Here is a 15349-nt window from a genome sequence, read left to right as displayed (position 1 = left end):
CTCCTCTTAAGTCTTATCTATGATTCCTGCACACTTCTCTTAAATCCTTCATTACTTCTTCTTTCTCTTCCCATGAATAAATCGAAGCCCCTGCAGCCAATGGATGTCCTCCGCCGTTGTATTTTTTGGCGATGGTGTTGATGACTGGTCCTTTTGAACGCAGACGGACCCTGATTTGATCACTTTCTTCAATGAAGAAGACCCACGCTTTGATGCCTTTTACGTTACCCAATGTACTGACCAGTAAAGAAGCTTCTGAAGGAATGACCTGATGCTGCTCCAGTATTTCTTTCGTCATGATCATGCTTGCACAGCCATCCTGATCCATTTCGAAGTTTTGAAGGACAAATCCGTGAAGCTTGATGACATTGGCATCGATCTCGTACATTTTATTGAATAGTTCATTACGGTCAAAATCAAAGCGGATCAATTCGCCTGCGATATCAAACGTATTCTGAGTTGTGCTCGGATAAAGGAATCTTCCCGTGTCTCCCACAATCCCGGCAAATAAAAGTCTTGCGCCCTCATCAGATAACGTCAGTCCTTTATCCTTACCGAACAAGTAGAATTCATAAATCATTTCGCTTACTGAGCTTGCGGATGTATCGATCCATAAATAATCTCCGTATGCATCTTCATTGGGGTGATGATCGATTTTCACGAGCTTATCCCCTAACTTATAACGACGGTCACAGATACGTTCTTCATTCGCCGTATCGCAAACGATGATTAAAGCTCCTTCGAAAACGTGGTCTTCAATGACATCCAAGCGTTTTAAATAATGAAGACTTTCATCTTCTTTCCCGACGGCAAAAATCTTTTTATCCGGGAAGGACGTTTTCAGCATTTCCACCAGTCCTCCCTGGGAACCATAGGCGTCAGGATCCGGGCGAACATGTCTATGTACGATGATGGTTTCATATTGTTTGATGAGGTCCAGTATTTGTTCTTTCATGGGAATCTCCTTTGGAGTGGATTTTTTATTTGGCAATCTGTCCTGATATCTGTAAAATAGTAGCGAGAGAAGTCAACGATGGAGGACAAAACTATGTATTTTCTCGCACTACTGATTGTCGTAACATTCACGTTTTATGTCTTTTATAAAATCAGACAGGTTCGAACGAATCGACCAATGGAAAAGAAATGGTTATCGGCGAAGGCAAGCATTGCCCTAGGGCTATTTGTTGCCCTGTTTGGGATCAATCAGCTGTTTTTATTCCCTGGAACGCTGACGTATTTTATCGGCGGTCTTTTCATCCTGATTGGACTTGGAAGCTGCTGGGCAGGGTATAAGCTGTACAAGCACGTGCTTCCTTATGCTCAAAGAGAAGCGAAAGAACTGGATAACCAATAAATGCGACAATAGACTGGATGCTTATCCGGTCTTTTTTTTCTGATTTCTTAGTCGGTGGATTGATTTAATTATTTTTTCAGGTAAAATAGCATCGTTTTGTTCAATTATCAGGTGAAAGATGACCTTTTAAGTAGCCTATGGATGAAAAAGCGGTCATTCTTCAACTTTCCTGAACCGGTTTTGGCTACTTATGACCCTCTTTCGGGATTTATGAACCGGGTTTCGTTACTTATGATCCTCTTTCCAGATTTATGATCCAGTTTCGGCAACTTATGATCCGGAAATTCATTTTTATGAACCTTTTGTCGAAAATTCTACAAGTGATCCCACTTATTCAGAAAAAACCCTAATGACGATCAATCAGCTGGCAAATCATCAGGGATTTCCCCACCAATACACCTTCACTATATACTTCTACATCCACTTTACCAAATTTTCTTCCGACGTCGAGCACTTTCGGGTGAATTTCAAGCATGCTCTCCATTTGAACAGGTTTGATGAAATAGATGGTCATGTTTTCGATGACAATATCGCCTTTTTTGTAGGGCTTCAATGCTCGATTGGCCGCTTCTGTCATTAATGTAGTGAATACGCCATACGAGATCGTACCAATTCCAGTGGTCATCTGAGGAGTCACCGCAAAAAGGTAGACTTCTTTATCGCCTTTTTTCTCAGCTGCTGCTTCTACTCCATTACTAATCAGATCATCAATCGTTTCCCCAACCTGTGGCTGCCTTTGAATCATTTGCAGGGCCTTTAATACGTCCTGACGGCTGATGATTCCCTGGAGCCTGTTTTGTTCATTGACCACGGGAAGTAATTCGATCCCTTCCCAGATCATGATATGGGCGGCTGAAGCAACGCTTGTATTCGGGCTGACGGTGATCGGTTGTTTGGTCATGATCTTATCGATTCCCGTATACTTTTCCTGCCCCATGACGTCTTTCGAGGTGACCATACCATGCACTTTCAGATTGTTATCGACCACCGGGAAACGGCTGTGGAATGTATATTGATTTTTTTCGAACCATTCCTCCAACGTATCGTTTATATGCAAGTATGCCGTGTCATCCGCTTTTGTTAAAATATCTTCTACCAATACGATTTCCTTTTTGATGAGCTGATCATAAATTGCCCGGTTGATCATGGTCGCCACTGTAAACGTGTCGTAGGAAGTAGAAATGATCGGGAGTTCGAGCTCATCTGCAAGCTTCTTGACATGATCTTCTGTATCGAATCCACCGGTGATCAGTACGGCAGCCCCGGCTCGTAGTGCGTGCTCGTGGGCCTGGGTCCGGTTCCCGATGATCAACAGGTTCCCCGCTTCCGTGTATCTCATCATGGCTTCAAGCTTCATCGCTCCAATGACGAACTTATTGAGCATTTTATGTAATCCCGTTCTTCCACCCAATACTTGTCCATCAATGATATTGACCACTTCTGCATAGGTGAGCTTTTCGATGTTGTCTTTCTTCTTTTGTTCGATCCGGATGGTACCGACGCGTTCGATGGTGCTGACATATCCTTTAGTTTCCGCATCTTTAATCGCCCTGTACGCGGTTCCTTCGCTCACGTTCAGTGCTTTTGCAATTTGGCGAACAGAGATTTTTTCACCGACTGGCAAAGTATCTATGTAGTCTATTATTTGTTCGTGTTTAGTAGCCAAGCTTTTCACCCTTCTTTATAACGTCCTGCTTCATATGTTTATTATAATGTGAAAAGCGTGGTGTTTCAATTTAATCGGGGCTTACATTGGTGTAAGCCCCCTGATTTGGAGAACTTTGATGCTTTTGTACGGAGAGAGTGCTGGTTGATTTCCGCTCCAGGTGCTCGCTTTCCGCGGGGCTGGCGGTGAGCCTCCTCAGCTGCGCTTCCGGGGTCTCACCTGTCCAGCTATTCCCGCAGGAGTCGAGCACCTTCCGCTCCAATCAACTTTAAGGGTTTGCTTATACTCAATCGATAACTATTAAAAACACTTATCCAAATGATCTCGATCTCACTTTCCGCACCGGTTTCGATTTCAACTTCTTGCCCTTACTTATTCCTTTAGGTGTGTAAAGAAGGGCTGCGAGGTTTCCGGCTACCACAAAGGTTGCAAGTACAAGCCAGCCGATGGCGAAGGTGCCTTGAAGACCTTCTGCAAAAATGGATATGCGGGGAGCTCCATAATATATTAGGGCCCCTGTGAATAGTAAACAGAGAATGTATCGTTGTTTCACACGTTCTTCCTCCTCTCTAGGCTTGTATCATGTATATGCGAGTGCGTGAAGGATGTTGTATAAACGTGAGAAAAAGGACAATGAATTTGCACCTAAGTAGTTAAGTTTTTGTGGAGAATCATTGTATATGGCATATGAATTAGCATACCTATTAGCTCATTAAATCAAATGGGTGTTTTTGTTGATGTATCAAGGGCTTTTAAGATTATGTAATAAAATAAACTTAAGGATTATTTAAGGATAATTTTTATATTATTTGATTATTAATATGGTAATATATAATCCTTCCGGAAGAAAATACTATTTTTTGTAAAAGGGTGTAATGTAAAATGAAAAAGGCACTTATTTTAGGAGCAACAACAATATTAACTTTAGGATTCTCAAGTGGATTTTTATCGAATATCGCTCATGCAAATGAAAATATATCAAACGAGATTACAGGATTACCGGTAGCTTCATTAGCTGAAGATGCTTCAGAAGTTATTTTTGAAGTAGCGCCTTATGTTCATAAAAATGATCAAGGCTTTTTGTATGTTGATAGTAGTATCCCTCAAGATGTATATATAAAAAATGAATTAGCGGTTTTAGAAAAATCTTTTGAAGAAATTAACAGACAAGTAAAAAATGGACAAGTAGTGGTTAATGAAGATTTATCAATTACTAATTTATCAGTTACTAATAAATATAAATTTATGGCTGCTGCTAGGAAAGGTTATACTTCTAAAACTTATTGGTGGGGAGTAAGGGCAACATATACTGATTCACAAGCTAAAAAAGCAATTAAACAGTTGGAAGATGCATCAGATACTGAACAGGATTATGCAACTATACTATTTTGGTTACCACCTGTAGCTGGTATTGCAGGTATCACAGGGGTATATTGTAAAAAACTTGGGAAGGCAATGAAGTCGCATAATAAAGGAAAAGGTGTTATTCTTGATATGACTTGGGCTTTGACATATAAAGTAAAGTCTAGATAAAATAAATTTGGTGGTGAGCATATGTTGGATAATATATTACTTTTAATTTTCATAGTTTTAACAATTATATATATATATTTATTTTATTCTAATAAAATAAAATTTAGAATGGTATATGCTCTATTATATCTAATTGTAATTGTAGTGTTTTTTCGATTATATTTGAATTGACATAAAAGGAAAATTAATGAAATCTAAATAATAATAAGCAGTGCTTCAATATCCTCACCCTAACACTGATAATGTCTCTCCTATAGAGTAAATTAAAGCAACCCATCCTTCATGATCAATTGGATGGGTTGCTTTTCATGTAGATCCTGGTTGTGTCTTGTTTGTTATGTTCTAACTCTTCTGAAATGAGGTGGTTTGCCCATGTTTTTTCTGAAGGGCGATGTACCTTTGAATGAATATGATAAAAAGTAATAAAGACACCAAAAAAGTGCCGAATACCGGCACTTTTTTGTCATTAAGCTGAAAATACGTTATTTGCAAAACGGAACGTACAATATTTTGGCTGTGGTCTTAAGTTTTCTCCACATTATCTAAACTACTTAATTTGCAATGCTCTCACTAATTAATATTCGATGACGTCTCCAGCCTTCATAACCTGTCCTTCACAATCATCAAGCAAGTCGATGAATTTCTGCGGATCCTGTTTGATCGGCGGGAATGTATCATAGTGGATCGGCACGACTTTCTTCGCCTTTAAGAAGCTAGCTGCTGTAGCCGCATCTTCAGGTCCCATTGTGAAATTATCTCCGATCGGAAGGAAAGCAAGATCAATCGGATGACGCTCCCCGATCAGCTTCATATCGGAGAATAATCCGGTATCCCCCGCATGGAAGATGGTTTTCCCTTCAATCATCAAGAGCACGCCAGCAGGCATACCCATATAAATGATCTCATTGCTCTCTGTAATCAGACCTGAGCCGTGGAACGCCTGTGTCAATTTCACTTTCCCGAAGTCAAATTCATACGCTCCCCCAACATGCATCGGATGAGTCTTCACTGATTGCCAGCTTAAGTACGTTGCCAATTCATGATTCGCGATTACCAATGAATCATTCTCCTTCGCAAGCTCGACGGTGTCACCTACGTGATCGTTGTGACCGTGTGTAAGAATGATCACATCGGGTTTCTCGTCATCCACTTTAAGATCTGTCAGTTCATTTCCATTGATGAATGGGTCGATTAAAATCGTTTTACCGTTCGTTTCGATCTTCACTACTGAATGTCCATGATATGAAATCTTCATTTTGCATCTCCTCCATATAAACTTATCTATTATTATCTTCTTACTCTCTTATGCTACTTATATGTTATACCCCAATTTTATAAGAATAAGCGAGAAGTGGCAATTAAGTTGTTGTCTCTACTCATATAAAACAGTAATAAAAAAAACCAAGGTCAACCCTTGGTAAATGAGATTTTCTATTTTGCAGCTGATTGATCATCCGTTTCCTTTTCCAATACATTCTCGACATAATCTTTGCCCCACTCATACATAGCCTCTAAAATCGGTAACAGTCTTTCACCATGCTCGGTAAGTGAGTATTCAACTTTTGGTGGAACTACAGGATACACTTCTCGGTGTACGATTAAATGATCTTCAAGTTCGCGCAATTGGTTTACAAGCATTCTTTGGGTAATTCCCGGCATAAGGGACTTTAATTCACCAAATCGTTTCGTTCCTTCCTTGCCTAGATGCCATAAAATTAACATTTTCCATTTACCACCGATTACTGCGAGCGTTAATTCTTTCTCACAATTAAAATTTTTCTCTCCTAAATTTGGCATTTACGTCAACTCCCCTTTATTTCATCCAATAGTATACTTTTTATCACTATATGCGATGAAAGTGCGTACTTCAAATTTATTTACATACTGAGTATACTAAACAGCATGCTAGTGAGTAAATACATTCTCATGACAACACTTAGCATAACCAATTTAAATTTATTATAAGGAGCGAATATAAATGAAATTACAATTAGCATTAGATCTTGTGGATATTCCAGGAGCAATTGCATTAGTAAAAGAGGTAGAAGAGTATATTGATGTTGTAGAAATTGGTACACCTGTGGTGATCAATGAAGGCCTAAAAGCAGTGAAAGAAGTAAAAGCAGCATTCCCTGACTTAACCGTATTAGCGGACTTAAAAATTATGGATGCAGCTGGATATGAAGTAAGTCAAGCCTCTGCTGCGGGTGCTGACATCATTACGATTCTTGGAACGGCAGAAGACGAGTCAATCAAAGGCGCAGTAGAAGAAGCCCGAAAACAAGGGAAACAAATCCTTGTTGATATGATTGCGGTGAAAGACGTTGCAGCCCGTGCGAAAGAATTGGACGAACTTGGTGCCGATTATATCTGTGTACACACGGGTTATGATCTGCAAGCTGTAGGAAAAAATTCCTTTGAAGATCTACACACGATCAAAAGCGTTGTGAAAAATGCCAAAACGGCAATTGCCGGTGGAATCAAATTAGAAACACTACCGGAAGTTATTAAAGAACAGCCTGACCTCATCATTGTAGGTGGCGGGATTACAAGCAAAGAAGATAAACGAGCGACTGCACGTGAAATGCAGGAATTAATTCACCAAGGGTAATGAATCGATGAATTCTACTCAATATTTAGCCAAAGTCGTTGAAGAATTAAGACAAACGGTACACTTAATCTCTGATGAAGAGGCAGAGAAATTAGTAAACCAGATTTTAGAATCCAAGAAAATCTTTGTGGCTGGTGCTGGCAGATCTGGATTGATGGGGAAATCTTTTGTGATGCGAATGATGCACATGGGGATTGATGCCTATGTCGTTGGGGAAACAGTAACAGCTAACTTAGAAAAGGATGATCTATTAATCATTGGATCAGGCTCAGGAGAAACCAAAACGTTAGTGGCCATTGCTGAAAAAGCAAAAAGCTTGGGAGGTACCGTCGCAGCAATAACCATTTCTCCTGAATCAACCATTGGAGAATTAGCTGATTTGACCGTTACATTACCAGGAGTAACGAAAGACCAGTCCGAAGGTGATTACAAAACGATCCAACCAATGGGCTCTCTATTTGAGCAAACGATGTTGTTATTTTATGATGCCATCATTCTGCGCTTTATGGAGAAAAAGGGATTGGATTCTACTAAAATGTATGGTAAACATGCAAATCTCGAATAGAGTAAAAAATACAGAAAAAGCCACATTTCAGGATGTGGCTTTTTCTGTATACTCCCATTTTGTTATGTAAAGAATTGCACTCCAATCAACTTAAGGACATAACACCGAGGGCTTCATAATCTCTCCTATATTTACATAAAAAAAGCCGACTGAACATTCCCATGCAGTCGGCTTCGTGGTGTTATTGTTGCTCTAATTGTGTTCTTGTGTCTGAGTAGTCTACAGCGTGTGCTTCTGCTACAGCTTGGTATGTCACATATCCGTTCAACGTGTTAATACCTTTTAATAGCGCTTCGTTGTCCAGGCATGCTTTTTTGTAGCCTTTGTTTGCGATTTGAACCGCGTAAGGTACTGTTACATTTGTAAGTGCGATCGTAGACGTACGTGGTACGGCACCAGGCATGTTGGCAACGGCATAATGTACAACTCCGTGCTTCACGTAAGTTGGATCGTCATGAGTCGTGATGCGGTCCGTTGTTTCGAAGATTCCACCTTGGTCGATGGCGATATCGACTACAACCGATCCCGGCGTCATCGCTTTGATCATGTCTTCTGTTACCAATTTAGGTGCTTTCGCTCCTGGAATCAGAACAGCTCCGATTACAAGATCTGCTTCTCTAACAGCTTGTTCGATATTAAGTGGGTTGGACATAAGCGTCGTTACGTCACTACCGAAGATATCATCAAGCTGACGAAGGCGATCCGGGTTAAGGTCAAGGATTGTTACATTGGCACCAAGTCCAACAGCCATTTTCGCTGCATTCGTACCTGCAACTCCTCCACCGATGATCGTTACTTTACTACGGCGAACCCCTGGTACACCTGAAAGTAACACACCTTTACCACCGTGGATCTTCTCTAAGAACTGAGCACCGATTTGAGTCGCCATACGTCCAGCCACTTCACTCATCGGAGTCAATAATGGAAGGGCACGATTCAGTTCAACCGTTTCGTACGCAATCCCGATCACTTTATTATCGATTAACGCTTTCGTTAATTCCGGTTCTGGAGCAAGATGTAAATATGTAAATAAGATAAGTCCCTCACGGAAATAAGAGTACTCACTTGGAAGTGGCTCTTTTACCTTCATGACCATGTCCATGGACCATGCTTCCGCTGCAGAATCAACGATGTGTCCACCTGCTGCTACGTAATCTTCGTCTGTGAATCCTGAGCCTAATCCAGCTCCTGATTCAATGTAAACCTCATGTCCAAAAAGAACCAGATTCACAACACCTGCGGGAGTCATAGCCACCCGATTTTCATTATTTTTAATTTCCGTTGGTACACCAATACGCATACTAAGCCAACCTCCTAAATGCACTATTGCTCCTTGGAGCATTTACTTCCTAAATATAACACTATTTATATATAATAGCGAAGGGCAATTACTCACCCTGTAAGCACTTACATTCTAACAAATAAATAAGGAAATATCTCTATTTTTCTTTAAAAAATTAAATGATTATTTCTTCGCTTTTTTCCAAAAATTCTTTAAAATAGAAACGATCCACCTTAGTATACCCAAAGGAGATTATTCCATGAAACAACCCATGATCGAAAGACTCGGACTTGAAAAGGTTCCAAGTGAATTGAAATCAACCACATGGATCGAATACTTCATCATACAGCTCGCCTTCTCCGTGAACGCAGGAAACTTCCTCATCCCCGCACTCGCCGTCCTTGAAGGTGGACTATCCTTTCAGGCAGCGTTCACAGCCACTGCACTCGGAGCAAGCGTCGCCTTCCTATTCGTATCATTCTTATCTCTACCGGGATCCCGCTACGGCCTGCCCGCTCAATACGTCCTACGGTCCATCATCGGAACCCGGCTGTCGATGCTCATCGCATCCCCCATCCGGTCCCTGACGTCCCTCTACTGGTTCAGCGTCCAAACCATCGGAGGAACCTTCGTCATCATCTCCATGGTGGAAAAAGTAACACCGTACACCATACCATTCATACCCGTCACCATCGGACTCGCCATCCTCATGACCCTTCTAGCCCTCATCGGCTTCGAAGCCGTCAAGAAAGCGACCAAACTATTCATCCCGATCCTCGTGATCGGCCAGGGAATCATCCTGTACCTGTTCCTGACAAAAGGAGCCGATTCCCTCATGACACTGAACCAGGGTCAGGAACCATTCTCGATCGGAACGTTCTTTTTCTATTCAAGCCTCGTCTTCGTTCAATACATTTCCGGAGTGAGCGCATCATCGGACATCACCCGATACAGCAAAAGCGACCGCCACGGATTCTGGGGTCTCTACGGAGGAAACGTCGTCGGATTCATGATGACCGCACTATTGGGAGGATTGAGTGCCAGCTTGTTCAAAGATCTGAATCCATTCGTGGCAGCGAGTCAACTGACCGACTCCAGCCTGCTTCTATTGGTGATCACGGCTTGTGCAATGGTGTCCATGATTTCTATTAATCTTAGTAATGCGTATACAGGGGGATACAGTTTGCTTAATGCACTACCGTCCCTATCGCGGATTCAAAGTGCATTGTTGTTCAGTGTCGCCGGAATTATTTTAAGTTCGTTTCCGCAGCTGGTTTATAATGCGCAGGAGTATATTTCTTATCTGGGGATCCTAATCATTCCGATATCGGCGATTGTGGTGGCTGATTATTTAGTTATTAGGAAAGGTAGGATTTCAGAGAATGCGCTTGTGCGGCTTGCGAATGGGGAGTCGAATTTTAATCGTGAGGCGTTGATTGTGTTGGGGGTTGGGATGGTGTTTTATTTGGTTATTCCGGATGGTTATTCGCCGGGATTTTCTTGTTTTATTATCACTTTAATTCTTTATAAAGAGAGTAAAAAATGGGAAAAGAAAGATGGACAGAAAACCATCCAATAAATTTTTTAAACAAAGAGAGTGAATCCGATGACAAGATTCACTCTTTGCTTGGTAAATAAACCCCTGTCTCTTTTATCAATTATAACTCAGAGATTATAAACCAAAATTGTTTCCGCACTCCACGTGTTTCAGTTGGGATGACAGATAGACGCATATGCAGTGTTTACCTACAATTATATAATAATCTATCTCCAATTCTTTCTTACTTTAAAAATCATTACTGGATACCATTATTTTTGTCATAACCGTTTTTTCTTGGTTTGGTTCGATAACTTGAAGTCCTGTAGTCGAATAATCTAAATCAAGATTAGGGGCATTCGTCACCCACGTATATGGCTCTGGACATACAAACTGATGATTTCCATCATGATTATATACAACCCAAAACTTAAAGTTATTATCTGCTTCGTAGGTAATTTTAATTCCAGTTGGTTCATTTACAACAATTGCTTGATTGATGCCGGACTAGCTGAGCTGGGGACTCGAAGTAATTCCTTATTGTTCTTCTTCTCAACAAGTGAAATTAGGTTAGATCCCCAAGCTGGTACTATAATAAATTCAAAATGATCATTCCCTGCTTTAATGGCTGCCTTATCTAAAAAACTTATATTTTCTACATATTCATTCATATTGAACAATCCTTTCATTAGTAGAGCTGCTCATATTAGTAAATCCCTCATACATGCTTAACACCCACTCTTAGGTAAATCATTTGGAAAGGTTCAAACAGCATTTATTTTTTCATCATAAAGATTGCCTCATAGCTTTCATATGCTTTTGGTATATGTAACTCCCCTGAGCCATCTTGGACTTTGCTTCCACTGCCAGCAATAGCACAAAGCCCCCTAAACCCTTCGATTTCGAATTGCATCTTCGACTGAATTATAGTACGCTAACTTTAACTTAATTAATTTAATTAATTAAGTTAAGTGAAATCAGAACCTGACAGCCTCACCAAGAGTATAGGAGGTATTTATGAATAAGGCAACTACTTTAATAACTGAGTTTCAATCTATCTTTCATACACTCAATGCCCCCAGGATCTTCTTCGCCCCAGGAAGAATCAATTTAATCGGAGAGCATACGGACTATAATGGCGGACATGTATTTCCAGCCTCTATTTCCTATGGAACCACTGCATTGGGAAGAAAGCGGGACGACCAAAGGATACGGTTTTACTCCATGAATTTTCCTGAAGCAGGAATCATAGAATGTGACTTATCTGACCTTTCTTTTAAAGAATCTGACCAATGGGCAAATTACCCTAAAGGGATGTTTCTTTATTTAAAGGAGGCTGGCTATAAGATTCACCAAGGAGCAGATATTTTATTTTATGGAAATATTCCCAACGGGGCGGGTCTTTCATCTTCTGCGTCCATAGAAATGGCAACGGGCGTTTTATTGAATGGACTTTTCGATTTGAAATTGAAACCCATTCCAATGATTCAATGTGGTCAAATGGTTGAAAATAAGTATATTGGTGTCAACAGCGGGATTATGGATCAATTTGCTATCGGTATGGGAAAACAAGATCATGCCATCCTTTTAAATTGTCAAACTCTTGAATATCAATATGCCCCTCTTGAATTGGGTAAATATGTCATAATGATTATCAATACAAATAAACAACGTGTGTTAGCAGGCTCTAAATATAACGAACGTCGTACGCAATGTGAGCTAGCATTAAGAGACTTGCAGCGGAAACTAACGATTCATAGTTTAGGAGAATTAACACCTGAGGAATTTGAACTGAATAAGAAACTAATCACAGATGAGGTGAGTCGAAAACGGGCTAAACACGCTGTATATGAAAATGCACGCACATTAGAAGCACTAAAAAGTCTGCAGCAGGGAGATCTTATACGTTTTGGTCAATTAATGAATGAATCTCATCACTCACTGAGAGACGATTATGAGGTTACTGGTCACGAGCTGGATACCCTCGTCCACGCTGCATGGTCACAAGATGGGGTACTTGGCGCGCGTATGACTGGTGCCGGGTTTGGCGGTTGTGCAATTGCGGTTGTGGCGAAAGATAAAGTAAATGATTTCAAGAAAAACATTACTGCCATCTACAGAGAAAAAATCGGTTATGATGCAACATTTTACATAGCGGGGATCGGCAGCGGTGCTAAAGAAATTTCTGAGGAGGCTATCCTATGAGTATATTAGTTTTAGGTGGTGCAGGCTATATAGGTTCACATGCTGTTTATCAATTGATTGATCAAGGTGAACAGGTTGTTGTGGTCGATAACCTTGAAACTGGACACAGACAAGCAATACATTCAAAGGCCGTATTCTATGAGGGAGATCTGCGTAATATTGAGTTTTTACGCTCTGTATTTGAAGAAGAACCGATTACTGCTGTGATGCATTTTGCAGCCCATTCACTTGTCGGAGAGTCTATGCAGAACCCTCTCAAGTATTATGATAATAATGTTTACGGGACACAGGTATTACTTAAGGTCATGGTTGAATATAAAGTAAAACATATTGTATTTTCTTCTACTGCAGCAGCCTATGGTGAGCCTGATACGGCACTCATTACAGAATCGGCACCGACGAACCCAACAAACACATATGGTGAGACGAAACTTACCATGGAAAAAATGATAAAATGGACGGAACATGCTTACGGGATAAAATATGTATCACTACGCTATTTTAATGTAGCTGGCGCAAGAGAAACTTCAGAAATCGGGGAGCACCATCAACCCGAAACCCATCTTATTCCCATCATCTTACAGACTGCTTTAGGACAACGACCTCATATCACCATCTTTGGAGATGATTATGACACGCCTGATGGATCTTGTATTCGGGATTATATACACGTTGAAGATTTAATTACTGCTCATCTTTTAGCCTTAAACTATTTACAAGCTTGTGGCAAAAGTGATGTTTTTAATTTGGGAAGCAGTCAGGGATTCTCTGTGAAAGAAATGATTGAGGCAGCAAGAAACGTTACAGGCAAGGACATTCGAGCAGAAATTGGTCCGCGCCGAACTGGTGACCCGGGGATTTTAGTAGCAAGTTCGGAAAAAGCGAAACAAGTACTAGGTTGGAATCCAACTAGAACATCCATTTCGAAAATGATTGAGGACGCATGGAAATGGCACTCTTCCCAGCCAGAAGGGTACAAGAAGGATGTGCTAACATGATCTATCAACATATTGCCGGGCTGATTCAGAAGGCGTTGGATGTTCAATTAATTGAACCTGCAGATAAGATTTATATGCGGAATCAAGTGATGAGCTTACTTGGATTAGAGACCTATCCTGAAGATGTGCAAGAAAGTGATGATACTCTTTCGAATCTTGTAGAGAAAATCATTGCATATGCAGTAGAAGAAAAAGTGATCGATAACCTTTATGATGACAAGGAAGTCTTAGCAGCTAATATAATGAATTGCTTCGTTCCAAGACCATCTGTTGTCAATACTGTATTCAACCAAAGTTACCAAGAGTCACCCGCTGCAGCTACGAATTACTTTTATAACTTAAGTATCAACAATAACTATATCCAACAGAACCGGATCGCGAAAAACATCTCTTATAAATCTGATACAGCATATGGTCAGCTTGACATTACCATCAATTTATCAAAGCCGGAAAAGGATCCGGAGCAGATTAAGCGGGAGCGGGAATTGAAACAAACGATTAACTACCCTAAATGTCTGCTGTGCATAGAAAACGAGGGATATGCAGGAAGATTAGGTCATCCCGCACGTGCCAATCATCGTATTATCAATATTCCCCTTTTAAATGAAAATTGGTATTTACAGTACTCTCCTTATGTTTACTATAACGAGCACTGCATATTACTTTCTGAAGAGCATCGGCCGATGAAAATAAATAGAGAATCATTTGAACGGTTACTTAGCTTTACAGAGAAGTTTCCGCATTACTTCATCGGTTCAAATGCTGATTTACCAATTGTCGGCGGCTCCATTTTAAGCCATGATCACTATCAGGGAGGAAGATATGAATTTGCTATGACCCGTGCTGAAAATGCTTTCAACTTCAAATTAGAAGGCTTTCCTGAAATACAAGCTTCAGTGCTGAACTGGCCGATGTCTGTGATTCGTATACGGTCAAAACATATGGTATCTCTTGTCAATGCAGCAGATAAGATTTTGCTTACTTGGAGAAATTATACTAATGAAAATGCAGATGTATTAGCTTTCACAGATGATACACCTCATAACACGATTACCCCAATTGCAAGAAATCGAAATGGGATCTTAGAGCTTGACCTCGTATTAAGAAATAACCGAACGACGGATGAGCATCCACTGGGGATTTTTCATCCACATGAAGACGTTCACCATATAAAAAAAGAAAACATCGGATTAATCGAAGTGATGGGATTGGCTGTACTGCCACCTAGGTTAAAAGATGAGCTGGTCGATATAAAAGAGTTTTTACTTGGTAACTCAGGTAAAGTGGCTTCATATCATCAAAGATGGGCAGAACAATTGAAACTTGAATACGGTAAATTACTTACTAATGAGCAGGCAGAATCCATTTTACGAGAAGAGCTTGGGAAAAAGTTTGTGAAATGTCTTCAAGATGCCGGCGTTTTTAAAAATAGAGGCGGCTTTGAGAGGTTCATAACTTCTTTGAATAGTATGGAATCGGAGTATGCAACGAAACGCTGACGCTGGAATTTCGGTGACCCGAGGTTTTTACAGCCTCGGCTTTTTTGCTGTATAGCTTCATTCTGCTTTGTTATAACTTCATTTGATACCGAAAGAATA

At 40.4% G+C, this 15349-nt stretch carries 15 protein-coding genes; 8 read left to right on the top strand and 7 right to left on the bottom strand.

Annotation, left to right across the window (positions count from 1 at the left end; genetic code table 11):
• Nucleotides 1-13: 13 nt before the first annotated feature.
• Entirely contained in the window at nt 14-955 is a 942-nt protein-coding gene (locus F0342_RS17970; protein WP_149157214.1) for a DHH family phosphoesterase, read from the bottom strand.
• A gap of 93 nt (nt 956-1048) precedes the next feature.
• Here F0342_RS17970 and F0342_RS17965 point away from each other — a divergent pair, with 93 nt between their 5' ends.
• On the top strand, nt 1049-1354 hold the full coding sequence (locus tag F0342_RS17965) for a YtpI family protein (RefSeq protein WP_148970857.1): 306 nt from the start codon (nt 1049-1051) through the stop codon (nt 1352-1354).
• Between the two features lie 346 nt (nt 1355-1700).
• On the opposite strand, the gene F0342_RS17960 is transcribed toward F0342_RS17965, so the two are convergent.
• Together F0342_RS17960 and F0342_RS17950 are read right to left on the bottom strand one after the other, a co-directional pair.
• The gene (locus F0342_RS17960) at nt 1701-3020 is read right to left on the bottom strand and encodes a DRTGG domain-containing protein (RefSeq protein WP_149157213.1); all 1320 of its coding nucleotides are present in this window, start codon (nt 3018-3020) and stop codon (nt 1701-1703) included.
• Nucleotides 3021-3330: 310 nt separating this feature from the next.
• Nucleotides 3331-3573: a hypothetical protein gene (locus F0342_RS17950; protein WP_149157211.1), complete on the bottom strand. Its 243-nt coding sequence runs from the start codon at nt 3571-3573 to the stop codon at nt 3331-3333.
• A 329-nt stretch (nt 3574-3902) separates the two neighbouring features.
• On the opposite strand from F0342_RS17950, the gene F0342_RS17945 reads away from it, so the two are divergent.
• A complete protein-coding gene (locus tag F0342_RS17945) occupies nt 3903-4553 on the top strand; it encodes a hypothetical protein (protein ID WP_149157210.1) in 651 nt (216 codons plus the stop codon).
• 574 nt (nt 4554-5127) lie between these two features.
• Here F0342_RS17945 and F0342_RS17940 read toward each other — a convergent pair.
• Together F0342_RS17940 and F0342_RS17935 are read right to left on the bottom strand one after the other, a co-directional pair.
• The gene (locus tag F0342_RS17940) at nt 5128-5808 is read right to left on the bottom strand and encodes a metal-dependent hydrolase (protein WP_149157209.1); all 681 of its coding nucleotides are present in this window, start codon (nt 5806-5808) and stop codon (nt 5128-5130) included.
• Nucleotides 5809-5984: 176 nt separating this feature from the next.
• A complete protein-coding gene (locus tag F0342_RS17935; RefSeq protein ID WP_149157208.1) occupies nt 5985-6350 on the bottom strand; it encodes a winged helix-turn-helix transcriptional regulator in 366 nt (121 codons plus the stop codon).
• Between the two features lie 181 nt (nt 6351-6531).
• Here F0342_RS17935 and hxlA point away from each other — a divergent pair, with 181 nt between their 5' ends.
• Both hxlA and hxlB read left to right on the top strand, forming a co-directional pair.
• The gene (hxlA, locus tag F0342_RS17930; protein ID WP_044339358.1) at nt 6532-7164 is read left to right on the top strand and encodes a 3-hexulose-6-phosphate synthase; all 633 of its coding nucleotides are present in this window, start codon (nt 6532-6534) and stop codon (nt 7162-7164) included.
• Between the two features lie 7 nt (nt 7165-7171).
• Nucleotides 7172-7729 (top strand): 6-phospho-3-hexuloisomerase, encoded by a 558-nt coding sequence (hxlB, locus tag F0342_RS17925; protein ID WP_149157207.1) that lies wholly within the window; start codon nt 7172-7174, stop codon nt 7727-7729.
• Nucleotides 7730-7910: 181 nt separating this feature from the next.
• Here hxlB and ald read toward each other — a convergent pair whose 3' ends face one another.
• Nucleotides 7911-9029, bottom strand: a complete 1119-nt coding sequence (ald, locus tag F0342_RS17920) for an alanine dehydrogenase (RefSeq protein WP_148970863.1) — start codon at nt 9027-9029, stop codon at nt 7911-7913.
• A gap of 241 nt (nt 9030-9270) precedes the next feature.
• Between ald and F0342_RS17915 the strand changes: the two genes are divergently transcribed.
• Nucleotides 9271-10590, top strand: a complete 1320-nt coding sequence (locus F0342_RS17915; protein ID WP_149157206.1) for a purine-cytosine permease family protein — start codon at nt 9271-9273, stop codon at nt 10588-10590.
• 437 nt (nt 10591-11027) lie between these two features.
• Here F0342_RS17915 and F0342_RS25510 read toward each other — a convergent pair whose 3' ends face one another.
• Complete coding sequence (locus F0342_RS25510; protein WP_262481791.1) at nt 11028-11219, bottom strand: hypothetical protein; 192 nt, start codon at nt 11217-11219, stop codon at nt 11028-11030.
• A 346-nt stretch (nt 11220-11565) separates the two neighbouring features.
• On the opposite strand from F0342_RS25510, the gene F0342_RS17905 reads away from it, so the two are divergent.
• Genes F0342_RS17905 through galT form a run of 3 tightly spaced genes read left to right on the top strand, consistent with a single transcriptional unit; the run spans nt 11566 to nt 15250 of the window.
• On the top strand, nt 11566-12753 hold the full coding sequence (locus F0342_RS17905) for a galactokinase (protein WP_149157205.1): 1188 nt from the start codon (nt 11566-11568) through the stop codon (nt 12751-12753).
• Entirely contained in the window at nt 12750-13751 is a 1002-nt protein-coding gene (galE, locus tag F0342_RS17900) for a UDP-glucose 4-epimerase GalE (RefSeq protein ID WP_149157204.1), read from the top strand. The genes F0342_RS17905 and galE overlap by 4 nt, the downstream gene beginning before the upstream one ends.
• Nucleotides 13748-15250, top strand: a complete 1503-nt coding sequence (gene galT, locus F0342_RS17895; protein WP_149157203.1) for a UDP-glucose--hexose-1-phosphate uridylyltransferase — start codon at nt 13748-13750, stop codon at nt 15248-15250. Before galE ends, galT begins: the two co-directional genes overlap by 4 nt.
• Nucleotides 15251-15349: the final 99 nt, after the last annotated feature.

Source organism: Bacillus sp. CH30_1T, assembly GCF_008364765.1.
Taxonomy (GTDB): domain Bacteria; phylum Bacillota; class Bacilli; order Bacillales; family Bacillaceae_B; genus Rossellomorea.
The sequence above is the reverse complement of the archived record's forward strand: the minus strand, read 5'-3'. Positions and strand labels throughout refer to the sequence as shown.